The sequence below is a fragment of the Niallia sp. FSL W8-0951 genome, assembly GCF_038006525.1.
In the GTDB taxonomy this organism is placed as follows: domain Bacteria; phylum Bacillota; class Bacilli; order Bacillales; family Cytobacillaceae; genus Niallia; species Niallia circulans.
On record NZ_JBBOVK010000003.1, the window covers coordinates 24,140 to 42,117 of the forward strand.

Consider the following 17,978-nt stretch of genomic DNA (forward strand, 5'->3'; position numbering starts at 1 on the left):
ACATGGCCTGTCTAAAAACGAAAGGGTCAGACTCCACTGCGAAGACATCTAAATAGAAGATCCTTTTATATCTTTTAAAATAGATTATTCAAGTGAAGTCAGACCCTTTTGTGACGGCCTGTCTTTGATTATATAAGTTTTTAGAAGTTTTTAAGTAAGGCAAAAGCCTGAAGATCGAAAGGGAGGTAGGACCCTTGTTGGATGTTAATAATTTTGAATATATGAAAATAGGCCTAGCTTCGCCAGATAAAATCCGTTCATGGTCATTTGGTGAAGTTAAAAAGCCAGAAACAATTAACTATCGTACTTTAAAACCGGAAAAAGATGGCTTGTTCTGTGAGCGTATTTTTGGTCCTACAAAAGACTGGGAATGTCACTGTGGTAAATACAAGCGTGTTAGATACAAAGGAGTAGTCTGTGACCGTTGTGGAGTAGAAGTTACCCGTGCAAAGGTTCGTCGTGAACGTATGGGACACATTGAATTAGCGGCTCCAGTATCACATATTTGGTATTTCAAAGGAATCCCAAGCCGTATGGGTCTAGTGTTAGATATGTCTCCACGTGCACTGGAAGAAGTTATTTACTTTGCTTCTTATGTTGTAACAGATCCAGGTGACACTGCTCTTGAGAAGAAACAACTTCTTTCAGAGAAAGAGTATAGAGCATACCGTGATAAATACGGTGTGAAGTTCCAAGCTTCAATGGGTGCTGAATCTATTAAGAAGTTATTATCAGATATTGATTTAAATAAAGAAGTAGATGCTTTAAAGGAAGAATTAAAAACGGCACAAGGGCAAAGAAGAACTCGTGCGATTAAAAGACTAGAAGTATTAGAAGCGTTCCGTGGTTCTGGGAATGAGCCTTCTTGGATGATTCTTGACGTACTTCCAGTGATTCCTCCAGAATTGCGCCCGATGGTTCAATTAGATGGTGGCCGCTTTGCGACTTCTGACCTAAATGATTTATACCGCCGTGTTATTAACCGTAATAATCGTCTGAAAAGATTATTAGACTTAGGTGCACCAAGCATTATCGTGCAAAACGAAAAACGTATGCTCCAAGAAGCTGTAGATGCGTTGATTGATAATGGCCGTCGTGGACGACCGGTAACTGGTCCTGGTAATAGACCACTTAAATCATTGTCACATATGCTTAAAGGTAAACAAGGGCGTTTCCGTCAAAACTTATTAGGAAAACGTGTTGATTACTCTGGTCGTTCTGTTATTGTTGTAGGTCCGAACTTAAAGATGTATCAATGTGGTCTGCCTAGAGAAATGGCGATTGAATTATTTAAGCCTTTCGTAATGAAAGAGTTAGTAGAAAAGGGTATTGCTCACAATATCAAATCTGCGAAAAGAAAAATCGAAAGACTTCAACCGGAAGTTTGGGATGTGCTGGAAGAAGTTATTAAGGAGCACCCTGTTTTACTTAACCGTGCACCGACTTTACACAGATTAGGTATTCAAGCATTTGAACCAACACTAGTAGAAGGCCGTGCAATTCGTCTTCATCCGTTAGTATGTACAGCTTACAACGCGGACTTTGACGGAGACCAAATGGCGGTTCACGTTCCATTATCATCTGAAGCACAAGCAGAAGCTCGTTTACTTATGCTTGCGGCTCAAAACATCTTGAACCCTAAAGATGGTAAGCCAGTTGTTACTCCTTCACAAGATATGGTATTAGGAAACTACTACCTAACATTAGAGCGTGAGGGTGCAGTTGGAGAAGGTATGATCTTCAATGATACAAATGAGGCTTTATTAGCTTATCAAAATGGTTACGTGCATCTACACACTCGTGTGGCAGTACGTGCTAGTTCTTTAAATAACGAAACATTTACAGAAGAACAGAATAAACAATTGTTATTAACAACAGTAGGTAAGTTAGTGTTCAATGAAATTTTACCAAAATCTTTCCCGTACATTAACGAACCAACGAAAACAAACTTAGAAGAAAAAACTCCTGAAAGATACTTTGTTGAGCCAGGTGTAGATGTACCTGCCGCAATTAGGGAGCTGCCAATTATCGAACCGTTCAAAAAGAAAATTTTAGGTAATATAATTGCTGAAGTATTTAAACGTTTCAAGATAACGGAAACTTCTAAGATGTTGGACAGAATGAAAGACTTAGGATTTAAGCATTCTACTAAAGCTGGTATTACTGTTGGTGTAGCTGATATTGTAGTATTAGGCGAAAAACAAGAAATTATCGAAGAAGCACAAAGTAAAGTAGATAATGTAATGAAACAGTTTAGACGTGGATTAATCACAGAAGAAGAGCGCTATGATCGCGTTATTTCTATCTGGAGTGCTGCAAAAGATACTATCCAGGCAAAACTGATGAAATCTTTAGATAAACGTAATCCAATCTTTATGATGAGTGACTCTGGAGCCCGTGGTAATGCATCTAACTTCACACAGCTTGCTGGTATGCGTGGTTTGATGGCCAACCCGGCTGGTAGAATCATCGAATTACCGATTATCTCAAGTTTCCGTGAAGGTTTAACTGTATTAGAGTACTTTATCTCTACACATGGTGCGCGTAAAGGTCTTGCCGATACAGCACTGAAAACAGCAGACTCTGGTTACTTAACTCGTCGTCTTGTTGACGTAGCACAGGATGTCATTGTTCGTGAGGATGATTGTGGTACGGACAGAGGATTATTAGTTTCTGCGCTTAAAGAAGGTACAGAAATTATCGAATCACTAGATGAGCGTTTAATCGGAAGATATGCAAGAAGATCAATTAAACACCCAGAAACGAACGAAGTTATTGTTCCAGAAAATGGACTTATTACAGAAGATTTAGCAGTGGAAATTGTTGAAGCTAATATCGAAGAAGTATGGATCCGTTCTGCGTTTACATGTAATACTCGTCATGGTGTATGTAAAAAATGTTATGGTCGCAACCTAGCAACTGGTCAAGAAGTGGAAGTAGGAGAAGCTGTTGGTATTATTGCAGCACAATCTATCGGGGAACCGGGTACACAGTTAACAATGCGTACATTCCATACTGGTGGGGTTGCTGGAGACGATATCACACAAGGTTTACCTCGTATCCAAGAAATATTCGAAGCTCGTAATCCAAAAGGGCAAGCGGTTATTACGGAAATGGCAGGGGTTGTTGTTGGTATCAACGAAGGTAGAGACCGTCAACATGAGATTGTTGTTCAAGGTGAATTAGAAACTAGAACATATACTGCCCCTTATACAGCAAGGCTTAAAGTAAAAGTTGATGATGTAGTAGAGCAAGGGCAGGAATTAACAGAAGGTTCTATTGATCCGAAAGAATTAATTAAAGTGAAAAACGTTACAGCAGTACAAGAATATCTACTTCGTGAAGTACAAAAGGTTTATCGTATGCAAGGGGTAGAAATTGGTGATAAACACGTAGAAGTAATGGTTCGCCAAATGCTTCGCAAAATCAGAGTAGTAGACGCTGGTGAGACAGATGTATTACCAGGTACTCTATTAGATATTCACCAATTCACTGATGCAAATGCAAAAGCTTTAAGAGAAGGAAAACTTCCTGCAACAGGAAGACCAGTATTACTTGGTATCACAAAAGCATCTCTGGAAACAGATTCATTCTTATCAGCTGCATCTTTCCAAGAAACTACAAGAGTTCTGACAGATGCTGCGATTAAAGGTAAACGCGATGAATTACTAGGATTGAAAGAGAATGTAATTATTGGTAAATTAGTTCCTGCTGGTACTGGTATGCCAAGATATCGTCATGCTGAACCTATTACTGCAGAAGAACTAACAGAAGAGTCTGTTACTGTAGAGTAATAGCGATAAATTAGAATCTTTCCTAAAAAGGCATATGGTTATTATGTTGACCTATCTATCATTTGTGAATTAATAGATAGGTCAACATCCATAGCTTTGATAAACAGATCTAGGTATTAAAGGAAAGTTTTTTAGGAAAATAATTGACATCTAATTTTATAGATGATACTATATCAAAGGTGCTCCTATTCACCTGTTGCTTTGGAGGATATAAAAATGTCTTATGAAAAAGTACGACAGGCAAGTAAAATAGTAGTAGGAACAAAGCAAACAGTAAAAGCGTTAAAAAAAGGGATTGCAACTGAGGTTATCGTTGCAGAGGATGCCGATCCGATGATCATTAGAAAGGTATCTGAGGTAGCTGAAGAAGTGAATATTCCTATTATACTTGTTGAATCCATGAAGAAGCTTGGCGAATCATGCGGAATAGAAGTAGGCGCAGCAACTGTTGCCATAATTATTTAAAACTGTTTTTATGGAATTAACCATGAGAACTTTGTTTTTGCCCTAATATGAACCACCTGGATGTGTGGGCTTCAAACATAAAGGAAGGGAGGAAAAAGAAATGCCAACAATTAACCAATTAGTGCGCAAGCCTCGTCAATCTACTGAAGAGAAGTCGAAGTCTCCTGCGTTAAACAAAGGTTATAACAGTTTCAAAAAAGCACAAACAAACGTATCTTCACCTCAAAAACGTGGGGTATGTACTCGTGTTGGTACAATGACACCGAAAAAACCAAACTCTGCATTACGTAAATATGCACGTGTTCGTTTAACAAACGGTATCGAAGTAACAGCATACATTCCTGGTATTGGTCACAACCTACAAGAACATAGTGTTGTACTAATCCGTGGAGGACGTGTAAAAGACTTACCGGGGGTACGTTATCATATCGTACGCGGTGCGCTTGATACTGCTGGAGTTAACAACCGTATGCAAGGTCGTTCTAAATACGGTACTAAAAAACCAAAAGCAGCAAAAAAATAATAAAATAGAATTTATAGCATAATTGAAAGGAGGAAATCAAATGCCACGTAAAGGTCCTGTAGCAAAAAGAGACGTATTACCAGATCCGATTTACAATTCAAAGCTTGTATCTCGTTTAATCAACAAAATGATGATTGATGGTAAAAGAGGGAAATCGCAAGCTATCCTATATTCAGCATTCGAAATCGTTGCTGAGCGTTCTGGAAAAGAAGCGATTGAAGTATTTGATCAAGCATTAAAGAATATCATGCCAGTTCTTGAAGTAAGAGCACGCCGTGTTGGTGGTTCTAACTATCAAGTTCCAGTGGAGGTTCGTCCTGAAAGACGTACTACTTTAGGTCTTCGCTGGTTAGTTAACTATGCTCGTCTTCGCGGAGAGAAAACAATGGAAGAGAGATTAGCTAACGAAATCTTAGATGCAGCTAACAACACTGGTGCATCAGTTAAGAAACGTGAAGATACACACAAAATGGCAGAAGCGAACAAAGCGTTTGCTCACTACCGTTGGTAATATTATAATTTACAAAAATACTTTCATTATGAAAGGAGAAAGACCAAATGGCAAGAGAGTTCTCCTTAGAAAACACTCGTAATATTGGTATCATGGCACATATTGATGCTGGTAAAACGACTACAACTGAGCGTGTACTTTACTACACTGGTCGTATCCACAAAATTGGTGAAACTCACGAAGGTGCATCTCAAATGGACTGGATGGAGCAAGAACAAGAGCGTGGAATTACCATCACATCAGCAGCAACAACTGCACAATGGAAAGGTAACCGTGTAAACATCATCGATACTCCAGGACACGTAGACTTCACTGTTGAAGTTGAACGTTCCCTACGCGTACTTGATGGTGCTGTTGCAGTACTTGATGCACAATCTGGTGTTGAACCACAAACAGAAACTGTTTGGCGTCAAGCTACAACATATGGTGTACCTCGTGTAGTATTCGTAAACAAAATGGATAAAATCGGTGCAGACTTCCTTTATTCATTAAAAACTTTACATGAACGTTTACAAGCAAACGCTCATGCAATTCAACTACCAATTGGTGCTGAAGATCAATTCGAAGGTATCATTGACTTAGTTGAAATGAAAGCAACTTTCTACGGAAATGACCTAGGAACAGATATTCAAGAACGTGAAATTCCAGAAGACTACAGAGAGTTAGCAGAAGAATACCATGAGAAATTGGTTGAGGCTGTAGCTGAACTTGATGAAGAGTTAATGGAAAAATATCTTGGTGGTGAGGAAATCACTACTGATGAATTAAAAGCTGCTATCCGTAAAGGTACAGTTAACGTTGAATTCTACCCAGTAATCTGTGGTTCAGCTTTCAAAAACAAAGGTGTACAAAAAATGCTTGATGCTGTTATTGAGTACTTACCATCTCCATTAGACGTACCTGCAATTAAAGGTACTGCTCCTGATTCAGATGAAGTAATCGAAAAGCACTCAAGTGATGATGAGCCATTCGCTGCACTTGCGTTCAAAGTAATGACAGATCCATTCGTTGGTAAACTGACATTCTTCCGTGTATACTCTGGTACATTGAGCTCCGGTTCATATGTACAAAACTCTACAAAAGGTAAGCGTGAGCGCGTAGGACGTATTCTGCAAATGCACGCAAACAGCCGTCAAGAGATTACAGAAGTATATGCTGGTGATATCGCAGCAGCTGTAGGTTTAAAAGATACTACTACTGGAGATACTCTATGTGATGAAAAGGATTTAGTAATCTTAGAATCAATGGAATTCCCAGAGCCGGTTATCGAATTGTCTATTGAACCTAAATCAAAAGCTGACCAAGATAAAATGACAACTGCACTACAAAAATTACAAGAAGAAGATCCAACGTTCCGTGCGCATACTAACCAGGAGACTGGTCAAGTTATCATCGCTGGTATGGGTGAACTTCACTTAGATATTCTTGTAGATCGTATGCGTCGTGAATTCAAAGTTGAAGCTAATGTTGGTGCTCCTCAGGTTGCTTACCGTGAAACATTCCGTTCTTCTGCAGCAGTTGAAGGGAAATTCACACGTCAATCTGGTGGACGTGGACAATATGGACACGTTTGGATTGAATTCTCACCAAATGAAGAAGGTAAAGGATTCGAATTTGAAAATGCTATCGTCGGTGGTGTTGTTCCACGTGAATACATCGCTCCAGTTCAAGCTGGTTTAGAAGATGCGTTACAAAGAGGAGTGCTTGCTGGTTATCCAATGGTAGACATCAAAGCTAAATTATTTGATGGATCATACCATGATGTTGACTCATCTGAAATGGCGTTCAAAATCGCTGCTTCAATGGCATTGAAAAATGCAGCATCTAAATGTAATCCTGTAATTCTTGAGCCTGTTATGAAGGTAGAAGTTATAATTCCAGAAGAATACATGGGTGATATCATGGGTAATATCACTTCACGTCGTGGACGTGTTGAAGGTATGGAAGCTCGTGGTAACGCACAAGTTGTTCGTGCGATGGTTCCTCTTTCTGAAATGTTTGGTTATGCTACGACATTACGTTCAAGCACGCAAGGTCGTGGAGTATTCTCAATGGTGTTTGATCACTATGAAGAAGTACCAAAATCAATCTCTGAAGAGATCATCAAAAAAAATAAAGGGTAATTGTTGATTTTACCTTTTTAATGAAGTATAACTACTATGTAGGCAATAAAGCTGTGATCATTAATCACAGCTCTATAAAAATACTTATTTTTTAAAAATCAAAGGAGGATTTTCCTAATGGCAAAAGCTAAATACGATCGTTCTAAGCCACACGTAAATATTGGAACAATTGGTCACGTTGACCATGGTAAAACTACATTAACAGCTGCTATCACAACTGTACTTTCTAAAGTTGGTGGCGGTGAAGCTCGCGGTTATGATCAAATCGACGCTGCTCCAGAAGAGCGTGAGCGTGGAATCACAATCTCTACTGCACACGTTGAGTACGAAACTGCTACTCGTCACTATGCACACGTTGACTGCCCAGGACATGCTGACTATGTTAAAAACATGATCACTGGTGCTGCTCAAATGGATGGCGGTATCTTAGTAGTATCTGCTACTGATGGTCCAATGCCACAAACTCGTGAGCACATCCTTCTTTCTCGTCAAGTTGGTGTACCTCACTTAGTAGTATTCTTAAACAAATGTGATATGGTTGATGACGAAGAACTATTAGAATTAGTAGAAATGGAAGTACGCGACCTATTATCAGAATATGAATTCCCTGGTGATGATATTCCTGTAATTAAAGGTTCTGCTCTTAAAGCTCTTGAAGGAGATGCTGCTTGGGAAGAAAAAATCACTGAGCTTATGGCTGCAGTTGATGAATATATCCCAACTCCAACTCGTGACACTGACAAACCATTCATGATGCCAGTTGAGGATGTATTCTCAATTACTGGTCGTGGTACAGTTGCAACTGGTCGTGTTGAGCGTGGACAAGTTAAAGTTGGTGACGTTGTAGACATCATCGGTTTAGCTGAAGAGAAAAAATCAACTACTGTAACTGGTGTTGAAATGTTCCGTAAATTACTTGATTATGCTGAAGCTGGAGATAACATTGGTGCACTTCTTCGTGGGGTTGCTCGTGAAGAAATCCAACGTGGTCAAGTATTAGCAAAACCAGGTACAATTACTCCACACGTAAAATTCAAAGCTGAAGTTTACGTATTATCAAAAGAAGAAGGTGGACGTCACACTCCATTCTTCACTAACTACCGTCCTCAGTTCTACTTCCGTACAACTGATGTAACTGGTATTTGTAACTTACCTGAAGGGGTAGAAATGGTTATGCCTGGTGACAACATTGAAATGGATGTTGAATTAATTTCTTCTATCGCTATCGAAGAAGGAACTAAATTCTCTATTCGTGAAGGTGGACGTACAGTAGGCGCTGGTGTAGTTGCTACTATCGTTGAATAATAACCTTTGATAAAAACAAGCTGATTCGTCAGCTTGTTTTTTTTGTAATTAAATCTATTGTTAATAAAATTGATACAGGTATGTAAATGGTAATTTTAATATTTGAAGATAGAGATAAATGTAAGTCGAAGTAAATATGTTTAATTATTTTAAGGTTAGCTTAATAGATAGAGTTATTAATATAGAAGAAAGTGGTTTTCCAAAATCTTTCTATATAATCTTTCACTACTTTTTGTTAGAATATAAAAGTCTTACTAATAGTTTTCTTAAATCTAAATGGTTCATTACCAATTGACTGACAATTATACATTGGGTTGAAATATGATCTTAGAATATGTATAATAATCTGAGTGTACTAAAACGAAAGAAAAATAATAAATGTTGTTGCTTTTCTAGGCGTTTTTATGTATAATAGACAATGTTGGTCTTTGACTTGCGATGATGTGGGAGGTTGCTGACACACCCGGCCGCTTTGCCATGGCGAGTGTGTGGGAAATTCCTGCGGAGAATGTCTATTCTAAAATAGGCGAAAAGGAGGGAAAATAATGGCAAAACAAAAAATTCGTATTCGTTTAAAAGCGTATGATCATAGAATTTTAGATCAATCAGCTGAGAAAATCGTTGAAACTGCAAAACGTTCTGGTGCTGCTGTATCTGGACCGATTCCGTTACCAACAGAGAAGTCTATATACACAATCCTACGTGCGGTTCATAAATATAAAGATTCTCGTGAACAGTTTGAAATGCGTACGCATAAACGTCTAATCGACATCGTGAACCCAACTCCACAAACAGTTGATTCACTAATGCGTCTGGATTTACCGTCAGGTGTAGATATCGAAATTAAATTATAATTGAAATAAACATTTAAACAATCAGGAGGTGTGACTTAAATGACCAAAGGAATCTTAGGAAGAAAAATAGGTATGACTCAAGTATTCGCTGATAACGGCAATCTTATCCCTGTAACAGTAGTGGAAGCTGCTGAAAACGTTGTTCTTCAAAAGAAAACTGTTGAAGCTGATGGCTATGCAGCAGTACAAATCGGTTTTGAAAACAAACGTGAAAAGTTAGCTAACAAACCTGAACAAGGACATGTTGCTAAAGCAAGTACTGCTCCTAAGCGCTTCGTTCGTGAATTTAGAGATGTTAGCGTAGAAGAGTATGAGGTTGGTCAAGAAGTCAATGTAAGTATTTTCGCTGAAGGCGATATAGTGGATGTAACAGGTATCTCTAAAGGGAAAGGTTTCCAAGGTTCAATCAAGCGCCATGGACAATCTCGCGGACCAATGGCTCACGGTTCTCGTTACCATCGTCGTCCAGGTTCAATGGGACCTGTAGCGCCAAACCGTGTATTCAAAGGTAAAGCATTACCAGGACGTATGGGTGGAGAACAGATTACTGTTCAAAACTTAGAAATTGTTAAAGTGGATGCAGAGCGCAATCTACTATTAATCAAAGGTAATGTACCTGGAGCTAGAAAAGCTTTATTAAAAATTAAAACTGCTGTTAAAGCATAATTATTAATCTGGAAAGGAGGAAATAAGAATGCCTAAAGTTGCATTATTCAACCAAGACGGTAAGCAAGCTGGAGATATCGAATTAAATGAATCAGTATTTGGTATCGAGCCTAACAAAAGTGTTTTATTTGAAGCAGTTGTTATGCAAAGAGCTTCTTTACGTCAAGGAACTCATAAAACTAAAATTCGTTCTGAGGTTGCTGGTGGTGGACGTAAGCCATGGCGCCAAAAAGGTACAGGACGTGCACGTCAAGGATCTATCAGATCTCCACAATGGCGTGGTGGTGGTACGGTATTTGGACCGGTACCGCGTAGCTACAGCTATAAATTACCTAAAAAAGTTCGTAGATTAGCAATTAAGTCTGCATTATCTACTAAAGTATTAGAAGAAAATATTTTAGTATTACAAAGCCTTGCTTTTGAGGCACCTAAAACTAAAGATTTCAAAGCCGTATTAGGTAATCTTTCTGTAGAAAAGAAAGCATTAATCGTTACAGCTGACCTTGATGAAAACGTAGCATTATCTGCTCGTAACATCCCGGGGGTAACAGTTGTTACTGCTTCTGGAATTACAGTATTAGATGTTTTAAACCATGATAAATTAATCATGACAAAAGCAGCGGTTGAAAAAGTAGAGGAGGTGCTTGCATAATGGATGCACGCGATACGATTAAGCGCCCCGTTATCACTGAACGTTCTACTGATTTAATGGTTGATAAAAAATACACGTTTGAAGTTGATGTAAGAGCTAATAAAACTCAAGTTAAAGATGCTGTTGAAGAAATCTTTGGCGTTAAAGTTGAAAAAGTTAACATCATGAACTACAAAGGTAAATTCAAGCGTATGGGACGTTTTGGTGGATACACAAACAAACGTCGTAAGGCAATTGTTAAATTAACAGCTGACAGCAAAGAAATCGAATTCTTTGAAGCTTAATAATAATATTTAGAAGAGGAGGGAACACAAATGGCGATTAAAAAATATAAACCTACCTCCAATGGTCGACGTAATATGACATCTTCAGACTTTAGTGAAATCACTACAAGTACTCCTGAAAAGTCATTACTTGCTCCTTTACACAGAAAAGGCGGCCGTAATAACCAAGGTAAGTTAACTGTTCGTCATCAAGGTGGAGGTCATAAGCGTCAATATCGTGTAATCGATTTTAAACGTGACAAAGATGGCATTCCAGGACGCGTTGCTACAATTGAGTACGATCCAAACAGATCTGCTAATATCGCGTTAGTCAATTATGTAGACGGTGAAAAACGCTACATTCTTGCACCGAAAAATTTAGAAGTTGGATTAGAAGTTATGTCAGGACCTGAGGCTGATATCAAGCCAGGTAATGCATTACCACTTGCTAACATTCCAGTTGGTACAGTAATCCACAACATCGAGTTAAAACCAGGTAAAGGTGGACAATTAGTTCGCTCTGCTGGAACAAGCGCTCAAGTGCTTGGTAAAGAAGGAAAATACGTACTTGTACGTTTAAATTCTGGTGAAGTTCGTTTAATTCTTGCTACTTGCCGTGCATCAATCGGTCAAGTTGGTAATGAACAACACGAATTAATCAACATTGGTAAAGCAGGTCGTAATCGTTGGTTAGGTAAACGCCCAACTGTACGTGGATCTGTAATGAACCCTAATGACCATCCACACGGTGGTGGTGAAGGACGCGCTCCAATCGGACGTAAATCACCAATGTCTCCATGGGGTAAACCAACACTTGGTTACAAAACGCGTAGCAAGAAAAATAAATCTGATAAATTTATTGTACGTAGCCGTAAAAAATAACGGGGTTGAACTACGGTTCAATGATAGAACCGTAGAACAATCACGAAGGGAGGTTCCATTATGGGTCGCAGCTTAAAAAAAGGACCTTTTGTTGATGATCATTTACTAACAAAGATCGAAAAATTAAGTGATAGTGATAAGAAGCAAGTTGTGAAAACTTGGTCTCGTCGTTCTACGATCTTCCCACAATTCATCGGTCAAACAATCGCTGTTTATGATGGTCGTAAACATGTTCCAGTTTATGTTACTGAAGACATGGTAGGTCACAAACTTGGAGAATTTGCTCCAACTCGTACTTACAAAGGTCATGCAAGTGACGATAAGAAAACAAGACGTTAATGAGAGGAGGGCATTCTAATGCAAGCAAAAGCTGTTGCAAATACAGTTCGTATTGCTCCTCGTAAAGCTCGTTTAGTCGTAGATTTAATTCGAGGAAAGCAAGTTGGTGAAGCGGTAGCTATTTTGAAGTTAACTCCAAAAGCAGCTTCTCCAATCGTAGAGAAAGTTTTAAAATCTGCTATTGCTAACGCAGAGCATAACTACGAAATGGATATTAATAACCTAGTGGTTGAGCAAGCATACGTTAATGAAGGACCAACTCTAAAGAGATTCCGTCCACGTGCACAAGGTCGTGCAAGTCAAATCAACAAACGTACTAGCCACATCACTATCGTTGTATCAGAAAAGAAGGAGGGGTAATTAGTGGGTCAAAAAGTAAATCCAGTCGGTTTACGTGTTGGGATCATTCGTGACTGGGAATCTAAATGGTTCGCAGGTAAAGATTATGCTGATCTTTTACACGAAGACCTAAAGGTACGTGAGTATATTACAAAACGCCTAAGTGATGCTTCTGTTTCTAAAGTAGAAATCGAGCGTGCTGCTAACCGCTTAAATGTTACTATCCACACTGCTAAACCAGGTATGGTTATTGGTAAAGGTGGTACAGAAGTTGAAGCTTTACGTAAAGCTCTTAACTCACTTACTGGCAAACGTGTACACATCAATATTTTAGAAATTAAAAGAGCAGATATGGATGCGAAACTAGTTGCTGAGAACATTGCTCGTCAATTAGAAAACCGTGTATCTTTCCGCCGTGCTCAAAAACAAGCAATCCAACGTTCAATGCGTGCTGGTGCTAAAGGTATCAAAACAATGGTATCAGGTCGTCTAGGCGGCGCAGATATCGCTCGTTCAGAGTCTTATAGCGAAGGAACTGTTCCATTGCACACTCTACGCGCAGATATCGACTATGCAACTGCTGAAGCTGATACAACATATGGTAAATTAGGTGTAAAAGTTTGGATCTATCGTGGAGAGATCCTTCCAACGAAGAAGAAAACTGAGGAAGGAGGCAAATAATATGTTACTACCTAAACGTGTAAAATATCGTCGTGTTCATCGTGGTAAAATGCGTGGTCAAGCAAAAGGTGGTACAGAGGTTGCATTCGGTGAATACGGTTTACAATCTTTAGAAGCTTCTTGGATTACAAACCGTCAAATCGAGTCTGCTCGTATTGCAATGACACGTTATATGAAACGTGGCGGTAAAGTTTGGATTAAAATTTTCCCTCATAAGCCTTACACTGCTAAGCCTCTTGAAGTCCGAATGGGTTCCGGTAAGGGTGCTCCTGAAGGTTGGGTAGCGGTAGTTAAGCCTGGAAAAATTATGTTCGAAGTAGCTGGTGTATCTGAAGAGATCGCTCGTGAAGCTCTTCGTCTTGCAGCGCACAAACTTCCTGTTAAATGTAAGTTTGTAAAACGTGAAGAAATTGGTGGTGAAACTAATGAAAGCTAATGAAATTCGTGACCTTACCACTGCTGAAATTGAACAAAAAGTTAAATCCTTAAAAGAAGAGCTTTTCAACCTTCGCTTTCAATTAGCGACTGGACAACTTGAAAATACAGCTCGCATTCGTGAAGTACGCAAAGCGATCGCTCGAATGAAAACTGTCATTCGTGAGAGAGAAATCGGCGTCAATAATCGATAAGTTGAGAGGAGGTTCGTAGAATGAGCGAACGCAATCAACGCAAAGTCTATACTGGTCGTGTTGTATCTGATAAAATGGATAAAACCATTACAGTTGTTGTTGAAACATACAAAAAACACCCTTTATATGGCAAACGCGTGAAATACTCTAAGAAGTATAAAGCTCATGATGAGCAAAACACAGCAAAAACTGGCGATATCGTACGCATTATGGAAACTCGCCCGTTATCAGCTACAAAACGTTTCCGTCTTGTAGAAGTAGTAGAAAAAGCAGTTATTATATAATTGTTCGGAATTAAGCATCCCGAAGGGAGGTTACACACATGATTCAACAAGAATCACGTTTGAAAGTTGCTGACAACTCTGGTGCTCGTGAAGTACTTACTATTAAAGTTCTTGGTGGTTCAGGACGTAAAACTGCAAACATCGGTGATATCATCGTCGTTACTGTGAAACAAGCAACACCAGGTGGCGTTGTTAAAAAAGGTGACGTAGTTAAAGCAGTAGTCGTTAGAACTAAAAGTGGTGTTCGTCGTGCAGACGGTACTTACATTCGTTTCGATGAAAACGCATGTGTAATTATCCGTGATGATAAGAGTCCACGTGGAACACGTATCTTTGGACCAGTTGCACGCGAACTTCGCGACAACAACTTTATGAAGATTGTATCATTAGCTCCAGAAGTACTATAATATAAATTTTAATTGCCTTTAAGGAGGTGCGAAAAGATGCATGTTAAAAAAGGTGACAAAGTAATGGTCATCTCTGGTAAGGATAAAGGCAAAACTGGTGTTGTTCTTGCTGCATTCCCTAAAAAAGATCGCGTGATCGTTGAAGGAATCAACATTGTTAAGAAGCACTCTAAGCCATCCCAATTGAATCCACAAGGTGGAATCAATGACCAGGAAGCTGCTATTCATGTATCCAACGTTATGCCTATCGACCCTAAAACTGGTGAACCTACTCGTGTAGGATCAAAAACGGTTGATGGTAAAAAAGTACGCGTAGCGAAAAAATCCGGTGAAATTCTAGATAAATAGTTCAAATGAAGAAGGGAGGTACAATGAATGAACCGCCTAAAAGAAAAATTTGTTAAAGAAACTACTCCTGCTCTTATGAGCAAGTTCAATTATAAATCAGTTATGGAAGTTCCAAAACTGGAAAAAATCGTTGTTAACATGGGTGTCGGTGATGCGGTAGCAAACGCTAAAGCATTAGATGTTGCTGTTGAAGAATTAGCACAAATTACAGGTCAAAAGCCAGTAATCACTCGTGCTAAGAAGTCAATTGCAGGTTTCCGTCTACGTGAAGGAATGCCTATCGGAGCAAAAGTTACTCTTCGTGGAGAACGCATGTATCAATTCCTTGATAAACTTGTATCTGTTTCTCTTCCACGTGTACGTGACTTCCGTGGTGTATCTAAAAAATCATTTGATGGACGCGGTAACTACACTCTAGGTGTTAAAGAACAATTGATTTTCCCTGAAATTGATTACGATAAAGTAAACAAAGTTAGAGGAATGGATATTGTTATCGTTACAACTGCAAACACAGATGAAGAAGCTCGTGAACTGTTAACTCAATTTGGAATGCCGTTCCAAAAGTAATCTCTAATTAGAGGGAGGCGAAGATGTGGCTAAGAAGTCAATGATTGCGAAACAAAAACGCACGCCTAAATATAAAGTACAAGAATACACACGTTGCGAACGTTGTGGTCGTCCACATTCTGTGTACCGTAAATTTAAGCTTTGCCGTATTTGTTTCCGCGAATTAGCGTATAAGGGACAAATTCCTGGTGTGAAAAAAGCTAGCTGGTAAAACCCGATATTGGGAAGGAGGTAAATACAAATGGTTATGACAGATCCAATTGCAGATTTGCTTACAAGAATCCGTAATGCGAATATGGTTCGTCACGAAAAATTAGAAGTTCCTGCTTCTAACATCAAAAAAGAGATCGCTGAAATCTTAAAGCGTGAAGGTTTTGTACGTGATGTAGAATATATCGAAGACAACAAACAAGGTATTATCCGCATTTTCTTAAAATACGGTTCAAGCAACGAGCGTGTAATTACTGGACTTAAAAGAATTAGTAAACCTGGTCTTCGTGTTTATGCGAAAGCAACAGAAGTACCTCGTGTATTAAACGGTCTTGGAATTGCATTAGTTTCTACTTCTCAAGGAGTACTTACTGATAAAGAAGCTCGTGCGAAACAAGTTGGCGGAGAAGTATTAGCATACGTTTGGTAATAATAGGTTTAATGAATGGAGGTGCAACTAAATGTCTCGTGTAGGTAAAAAACCAATCGAAGTACCAGCAGGCGTTACAGTTACTATTGATAAAAGTACTGTAACGGTGAAAGGTCCTAAAGGTGAATTAACTCGTACTTTTAATTCTGATATTGCGATCAGCTTAGAAGAAAACGTGATTAATGTAACTCGTCCTTCTGATGTGAAGGAACATCGTGCATTACATGGAACAACTCGTGCATTGTTATCTAACATGGTGGAGGGTGTTTCAAAAGGCTTTGAAAGAGGTCTTGAATTAATCGGTGTCGGTTACCGTGCTCAAAAACAAGGAAACAAACTTGTATTGAACGTAGGTTACTCTCATCCAGTAGAAATCGAACCAGAAGCTGGTATTGAAATCGAAGTACCATCTGCTACGAAAGTAGTTGTAAAAGGAACTAGTAAAGAGCGTGTTGGAGCACTTGCTGCTAACATTCGTGACGTTCGTCCACCAGAACCTTATAAAGGGAAAGGTATCCGTTATGAAGGCGAATATGTACGTAGAAAAGAAGGTAAAACTGGTAAGTAATGCCGCATAGGTAAACGAAAGGAGTGACCTAAATGATTACGAAGGCTGATAAAAATCAAGTTCGTAAGAAAAGACACGCACGTGTGCGTTCTAAACTTAGCGGAACTGAAGCTCGTCCTCGTTTAAATGTGTTCCGTTCAAACAAACACATTTACGCTCAATTAATTGATGATGTTAACGGTGTAACAATCGCAAGTGCATCTTCATTAGATAAAGAGCTTAACCTTGAATCTACTGGTAATTTAGAAGCTGCAGTTAAGATCGGTGAATTAGTAGCTAAACGTGCTGTAGAAAAAGGAATTAAATCAGTAGTATTTGACCGCGGAGGATATTTATATCATGGTCGCGTAAAAGCTTTAGCTGATGCTGCTCGTGAGAACGGCCTAGAATTTTAATAGACAAAGGAGGGACATAAAAAGATGCGTCGTATTGATCCAAACAAACTTGAACTTGAAGAACGCGTAGTTACAGTTAACCGTGTAGCGAAAGTTGTTAAAGGTGGACGTCGTTTTCGTTTCTCTGCTCTAGTAGTAGTTGGGGACAAAAATGGTAACGTTGGTTTTGGTACTGGTAAAGCTCAAGAAGTACCTGATGCAATTCGCAAAGCGGTTGAAGATGCGAAGAAAAATCTTATTGAAGTACCAATGGTTGGTACAACAATTCCACACGAAATTATCGGACATTTCGGAGCTGGTGAAATCCTATTGAAGCCTGCTTCTGCAGGTACAGGGGTTATCGCTGGTGGTCCAGTACGTGCTGTGCTTGAATTAGCTGGTGTAGCTGATATCTTATCTAAGTCATTAGGTACTAACACACCAATTAACATGGTTCGTGCCACTTTAGACGGTTTAAAACAATTAAAACGTGCTGAAGACGTAGCGAAGTTACGTGGAAAATCAGTAGAAGAACTGTTAGGATAAGGAGGGAAATTAAATGGCAAACAATCTGGAAATTACCCTCACTAGAAGCGTAATTGGTCGTCCGCAAGACCAACGCGAAACAGTTAAAGCTTTAGGATTACGTAAGGTAAATCAAACAGTTGTTCAACAAGATAATGCTGCAATTCGCGGTATGATCAATAAAGTATCACATCTTGTAACTGTAAAAGAAAATTAAAAATCATTCTTCTTCAATAAGG

General features: G+C 39.0%; 26 protein-coding genes. All 26 read left to right on the top strand.

Annotated elements, in window-relative coordinates:
* Positions 1 to 194 precede the first annotated feature (194 nt).
* The 26 genes from rpoC to rpmD all read left to right on the top strand — a co-directional run bounded on the left by rpoC (position 195) and on the right by rpmD (position 17,956).
* Complete coding sequence (gene rpoC, locus NSS71_RS22375) at positions 195 to 3,794, top strand: DNA-directed RNA polymerase subunit beta' (protein WP_047943710.1); 3,600 nt, start codon at positions 195 to 197, stop codon at positions 3,792 to 3,794.
* Between the two features lie 216 nt (positions 3,795 to 4,010).
* Positions 4,011 to 4,259: a 50S ribosomal protein L7ae-like protein gene (locus NSS71_RS22380; protein ID WP_047943711.1), complete on the top strand. Its 249-nt coding sequence runs from the start codon at positions 4,011 to 4,013 to the stop codon at positions 4,257 to 4,259.
* Positions 4,260 to 4,359: 100 nt separating this feature from the next.
* Positions 4,360 to 4,782 carry a 30S ribosomal protein S12 gene (gene rpsL, locus NSS71_RS22385; RefSeq protein WP_047943712.1) on the top strand — a complete coding sequence of 141 codons (423 nt, stop codon included), beginning with the start codon at positions 4,360 to 4,362 and terminating at the stop codon, positions 4,780 to 4,782.
* A 40-nt stretch (positions 4,783 to 4,822) separates the two neighbouring features.
* Complete coding sequence (gene rpsG / locus NSS71_RS22390) at positions 4,823 to 5,293, top strand: 30S ribosomal protein S7 (protein ID WP_016204554.1); 471 nt, start codon at positions 4,823 to 4,825, stop codon at positions 5,291 to 5,293.
* Between the two features lie 47 nt (positions 5,294 to 5,340).
* Positions 5,341 to 7,416, top strand: coding sequence for an elongation factor G (fusA, locus tag NSS71_RS22395; protein WP_047943713.1), 2,076 nt, complete (start codon positions 5,341 to 5,343; stop codon positions 7,414 to 7,416).
* A gap of 117 nt (positions 7,417 to 7,533) precedes the next feature.
* Entirely contained in the window at positions 7,534 to 8,721 is a 1,188-nt protein-coding gene (gene tuf / locus NSS71_RS22400) for an elongation factor Tu (RefSeq protein ID WP_047943714.1), read from the top strand.
* Between the two features lie 545 nt (positions 8,722 to 9,266).
* A complete protein-coding gene (gene rpsJ, locus NSS71_RS22405; RefSeq protein WP_009336571.1) occupies positions 9,267 to 9,575 on the top strand; it encodes a 30S ribosomal protein S10 in 309 nt (102 codons plus the stop codon).
* Positions 9,576 to 9,614: 39 nt separating this feature from the next.
* Complete coding sequence (gene rplC / locus NSS71_RS22410; RefSeq protein WP_047943715.1) at positions 9,615 to 10,241, top strand: 50S ribosomal protein L3; 627 nt, start codon at positions 9,615 to 9,617, stop codon at positions 10,239 to 10,241.
* A gap of 28 nt (positions 10,242 to 10,269) precedes the next feature.
* Entirely contained in the window at positions 10,270 to 10,893 is a 624-nt protein-coding gene (gene rplD / locus NSS71_RS22415; RefSeq protein WP_047943716.1) for a 50S ribosomal protein L4, read from the top strand.
* Positions 10,893 to 11,177 (top strand): 50S ribosomal protein L23, encoded by a 285-nt coding sequence (gene rplW / locus NSS71_RS22420; protein WP_016204560.1) that lies wholly within the window; start codon positions 10,893 to 10,895, stop codon positions 11,175 to 11,177. The genes rplD and rplW overlap by 1 nt, the downstream gene beginning before the upstream one ends.
* A 30-nt stretch (positions 11,178 to 11,207) precedes the next feature.
* Positions 11,208 to 12,038: a 50S ribosomal protein L2 gene (gene rplB / locus NSS71_RS22425; protein WP_341152058.1), complete on the top strand. Its 831-nt coding sequence runs from the start codon at positions 11,208 to 11,210 to the stop codon at positions 12,036 to 12,038.
* 60 nt (positions 12,039 to 12,098) lie between these two features.
* Complete coding sequence (gene rpsS / locus NSS71_RS22430; protein WP_016204562.1) at positions 12,099 to 12,377, top strand: 30S ribosomal protein S19; 279 nt, start codon at positions 12,099 to 12,101, stop codon at positions 12,375 to 12,377.
* 18 nt (positions 12,378 to 12,395) lie between these two features.
* The gene (rplV, locus tag NSS71_RS22435; RefSeq protein WP_047943717.1) at positions 12,396 to 12,737 is read left to right on the top strand and encodes a 50S ribosomal protein L22; all 342 of its coding nucleotides are present in this window, start codon (positions 12,396 to 12,398) and stop codon (positions 12,735 to 12,737) included.
* A 3-nt stretch (positions 12,738 to 12,740) separates the two neighbouring features.
* Positions 12,741 to 13,397 carry a 30S ribosomal protein S3 gene (gene rpsC, locus NSS71_RS22440; RefSeq protein WP_047943718.1) on the top strand — a complete coding sequence of 219 codons (657 nt, stop codon included), beginning with the start codon at positions 12,741 to 12,743 and terminating at the stop codon, positions 13,395 to 13,397.
* Position 13,398: 1 nt separating this feature from the next.
* On the top strand, positions 13,399 to 13,833 hold the full coding sequence (gene rplP / locus NSS71_RS22445) for a 50S ribosomal protein L16 (protein WP_016204565.1): 435 nt from the start codon (positions 13,399 to 13,401) through the stop codon (positions 13,831 to 13,833).
* Positions 13,823 to 14,026: a 50S ribosomal protein L29 gene (rpmC, locus tag NSS71_RS22450; protein WP_003351417.1), complete on the top strand. Its 204-nt coding sequence runs from the start codon at positions 13,823 to 13,825 to the stop codon at positions 14,024 to 14,026. Before rplP ends, rpmC begins: the two co-directional genes overlap by 11 nt.
* A gap of 20 nt (positions 14,027 to 14,046) precedes the next feature.
* The gene (gene rpsQ / locus NSS71_RS22455) at positions 14,047 to 14,310 is read left to right on the top strand and encodes a 30S ribosomal protein S17 (RefSeq protein ID WP_031537905.1); all 264 of its coding nucleotides are present in this window, start codon (positions 14,047 to 14,049) and stop codon (positions 14,308 to 14,310) included.
* 38 nt (positions 14,311 to 14,348) lie between these two features.
* A complete protein-coding gene (gene rplN, locus NSS71_RS22460; protein ID WP_016204567.1) occupies positions 14,349 to 14,717 on the top strand; it encodes a 50S ribosomal protein L14 in 369 nt (122 codons plus the stop codon).
* A 36-nt stretch (positions 14,718 to 14,753) separates the two neighbouring features.
* Positions 14,754 to 15,065 (top strand): 50S ribosomal protein L24, encoded by a 312-nt coding sequence (gene rplX / locus NSS71_RS22465; RefSeq protein WP_016204568.1) that lies wholly within the window; start codon positions 14,754 to 14,756, stop codon positions 15,063 to 15,065.
* 27 nt (positions 15,066 to 15,092) lie between these two features.
* Positions 15,093 to 15,632 carry a 50S ribosomal protein L5 gene (gene rplE / locus NSS71_RS22470; RefSeq protein WP_144581433.1) on the top strand — a complete coding sequence of 180 codons (540 nt, stop codon included), beginning with the start codon at positions 15,093 to 15,095 and terminating at the stop codon, positions 15,630 to 15,632.
* Positions 15,633 to 15,657: 25 nt separating this feature from the next.
* Positions 15,658 to 15,843 (top strand): 30S ribosomal protein S14, encoded by a 186-nt coding sequence (rpsN, locus tag NSS71_RS22475; protein ID WP_009499044.1) that lies wholly within the window; start codon positions 15,658 to 15,660, stop codon positions 15,841 to 15,843.
* 30 nt (positions 15,844 to 15,873) lie between these two features.
* Positions 15,874 to 16,272, top strand: coding sequence for a 30S ribosomal protein S8 (gene rpsH / locus NSS71_RS22480; RefSeq protein WP_016204570.1), 399 nt, complete (start codon positions 15,874 to 15,876; stop codon positions 16,270 to 16,272).
* 31 nt (positions 16,273 to 16,303) lie between these two features.
* Entirely contained in the window at positions 16,304 to 16,840 is a 537-nt protein-coding gene (gene rplF / locus NSS71_RS22485) for a 50S ribosomal protein L6 (protein WP_047943720.1), read from the top strand.
* Between the two features lie 32 nt (positions 16,841 to 16,872).
* Positions 16,873 to 17,235 carry a 50S ribosomal protein L18 gene (gene rplR / locus NSS71_RS22490; protein WP_047943721.1) on the top strand — a complete coding sequence of 121 codons (363 nt, stop codon included), beginning with the start codon at positions 16,873 to 16,875 and terminating at the stop codon, positions 17,233 to 17,235.
* A gap of 24 nt (positions 17,236 to 17,259) precedes the next feature.
* Complete coding sequence (gene rpsE, locus NSS71_RS22495; RefSeq protein ID WP_047943722.1) at positions 17,260 to 17,760, top strand: 30S ribosomal protein S5; 501 nt, start codon at positions 17,260 to 17,262, stop codon at positions 17,758 to 17,760.
* Positions 17,761 to 17,773: 13 nt separating this feature from the next.
* Entirely contained in the window at positions 17,774 to 17,956 is a 183-nt protein-coding gene (gene rpmD, locus NSS71_RS22500; protein ID WP_016204574.1) for a 50S ribosomal protein L30, read from the top strand.
* The last annotated feature ends 22 nt before the right edge of the window (positions 17,957 to 17,978 follow it).

Coding starts and splice junctions, on each gene's coding strand:
- rplD (WP_047943716.1), top strand. CDS start 10,270: ATGCCTAAAGTTGCATTATTCAACCAAGACGGTAAGCAAGCTGGAGAT.
- rplX (WP_016204568.1), top strand. CDS start 14,754: ATGCATGTTAAAAAAGGTGACAAAGTAATGGTCATCTCTGGTAAGGAT.
- rplN (WP_016204567.1), top strand. CDS start 14,349: ATGATTCAACAAGAATCACGTTTGAAAGTTGCTGACAACTCTGGTGCT.
- rplR (WP_047943721.1), top strand. CDS start 16,873: ATGATTACGAAGGCTGATAAAAATCAAGTTCGTAAGAAAAGACACGCA.
- rpsH (WP_016204570.1), top strand. CDS start 15,874: ATGGTTATGACAGATCCAATTGCAGATTTGCTTACAAGAATCCGTAAT.
- rpsL (WP_047943712.1), top strand. CDS start 4,360: ATGCCAACAATTAACCAATTAGTGCGCAAGCCTCGTCAATCTACTGAA.
- rplE (WP_144581433.1), top strand. CDS start 15,093: ATGAACCGCCTAAAAGAAAAATTTGTTAAAGAAACTACTCCTGCTCTT.
- rplW (WP_016204560.1), top strand. CDS start 10,893: ATGGATGCACGCGATACGATTAAGCGCCCCGTTATCACTGAACGTTCT.
- rpmC (WP_003351417.1), top strand. CDS start 13,823: ATGAAAGCTAATGAAATTCGTGACCTTACCACTGCTGAAATTGAACAA.
- rpsJ (WP_009336571.1), top strand. CDS start 9,267: ATGGCAAAACAAAAAATTCGTATTCGTTTAAAAGCGTATGATCATAGA.
- rplF (WP_047943720.1), top strand. CDS start 16,304: ATGTCTCGTGTAGGTAAAAAACCAATCGAAGTACCAGCAGGCGTTACA.
- NSS71_RS22380 (WP_047943711.1), top strand. CDS start 4,011: ATGTCTTATGAAAAAGTACGACAGGCAAGTAAAATAGTAGTAGGAACA.
- rpsQ (WP_031537905.1), top strand. CDS start 14,047: ATGAGCGAACGCAATCAACGCAAAGTCTATACTGGTCGTGTTGTATCT.
- rplV (WP_047943717.1), top strand. CDS start 12,396: ATGCAAGCAAAAGCTGTTGCAAATACAGTTCGTATTGCTCCTCGTAAA.
- rpsE (WP_047943722.1), top strand. CDS start 17,260: ATGCGTCGTATTGATCCAAACAAACTTGAACTTGAAGAACGCGTAGTT.
- rplB (WP_341152058.1), top strand. CDS start 11,208: ATGGCGATTAAAAAATATAAACCTACCTCCAATGGTCGACGTAATATG.
- rpsS (WP_016204562.1), top strand. CDS start 12,099: ATGGGTCGCAGCTTAAAAAAAGGACCTTTTGTTGATGATCATTTACTA.
- rplC (WP_047943715.1), top strand. CDS start 9,615: ATGACCAAAGGAATCTTAGGAAGAAAAATAGGTATGACTCAAGTATTC.
- fusA (WP_047943713.1), top strand. CDS start 5,341: ATGGCAAGAGAGTTCTCCTTAGAAAACACTCGTAATATTGGTATCATG.
- rplP (WP_016204565.1), top strand. CDS start 13,399: ATGTTACTACCTAAACGTGTAAAATATCGTCGTGTTCATCGTGGTAAA.
- rpmD (WP_016204574.1), top strand. CDS start 17,774: ATGGCAAACAATCTGGAAATTACCCTCACTAGAAGCGTAATTGGTCGT.
- tuf (WP_047943714.1), top strand. CDS start 7,534: ATGGCAAAAGCTAAATACGATCGTTCTAAGCCACACGTAAATATTGGA.
- rpsG (WP_016204554.1), top strand. CDS start 4,823: ATGCCACGTAAAGGTCCTGTAGCAAAAAGAGACGTATTACCAGATCCG.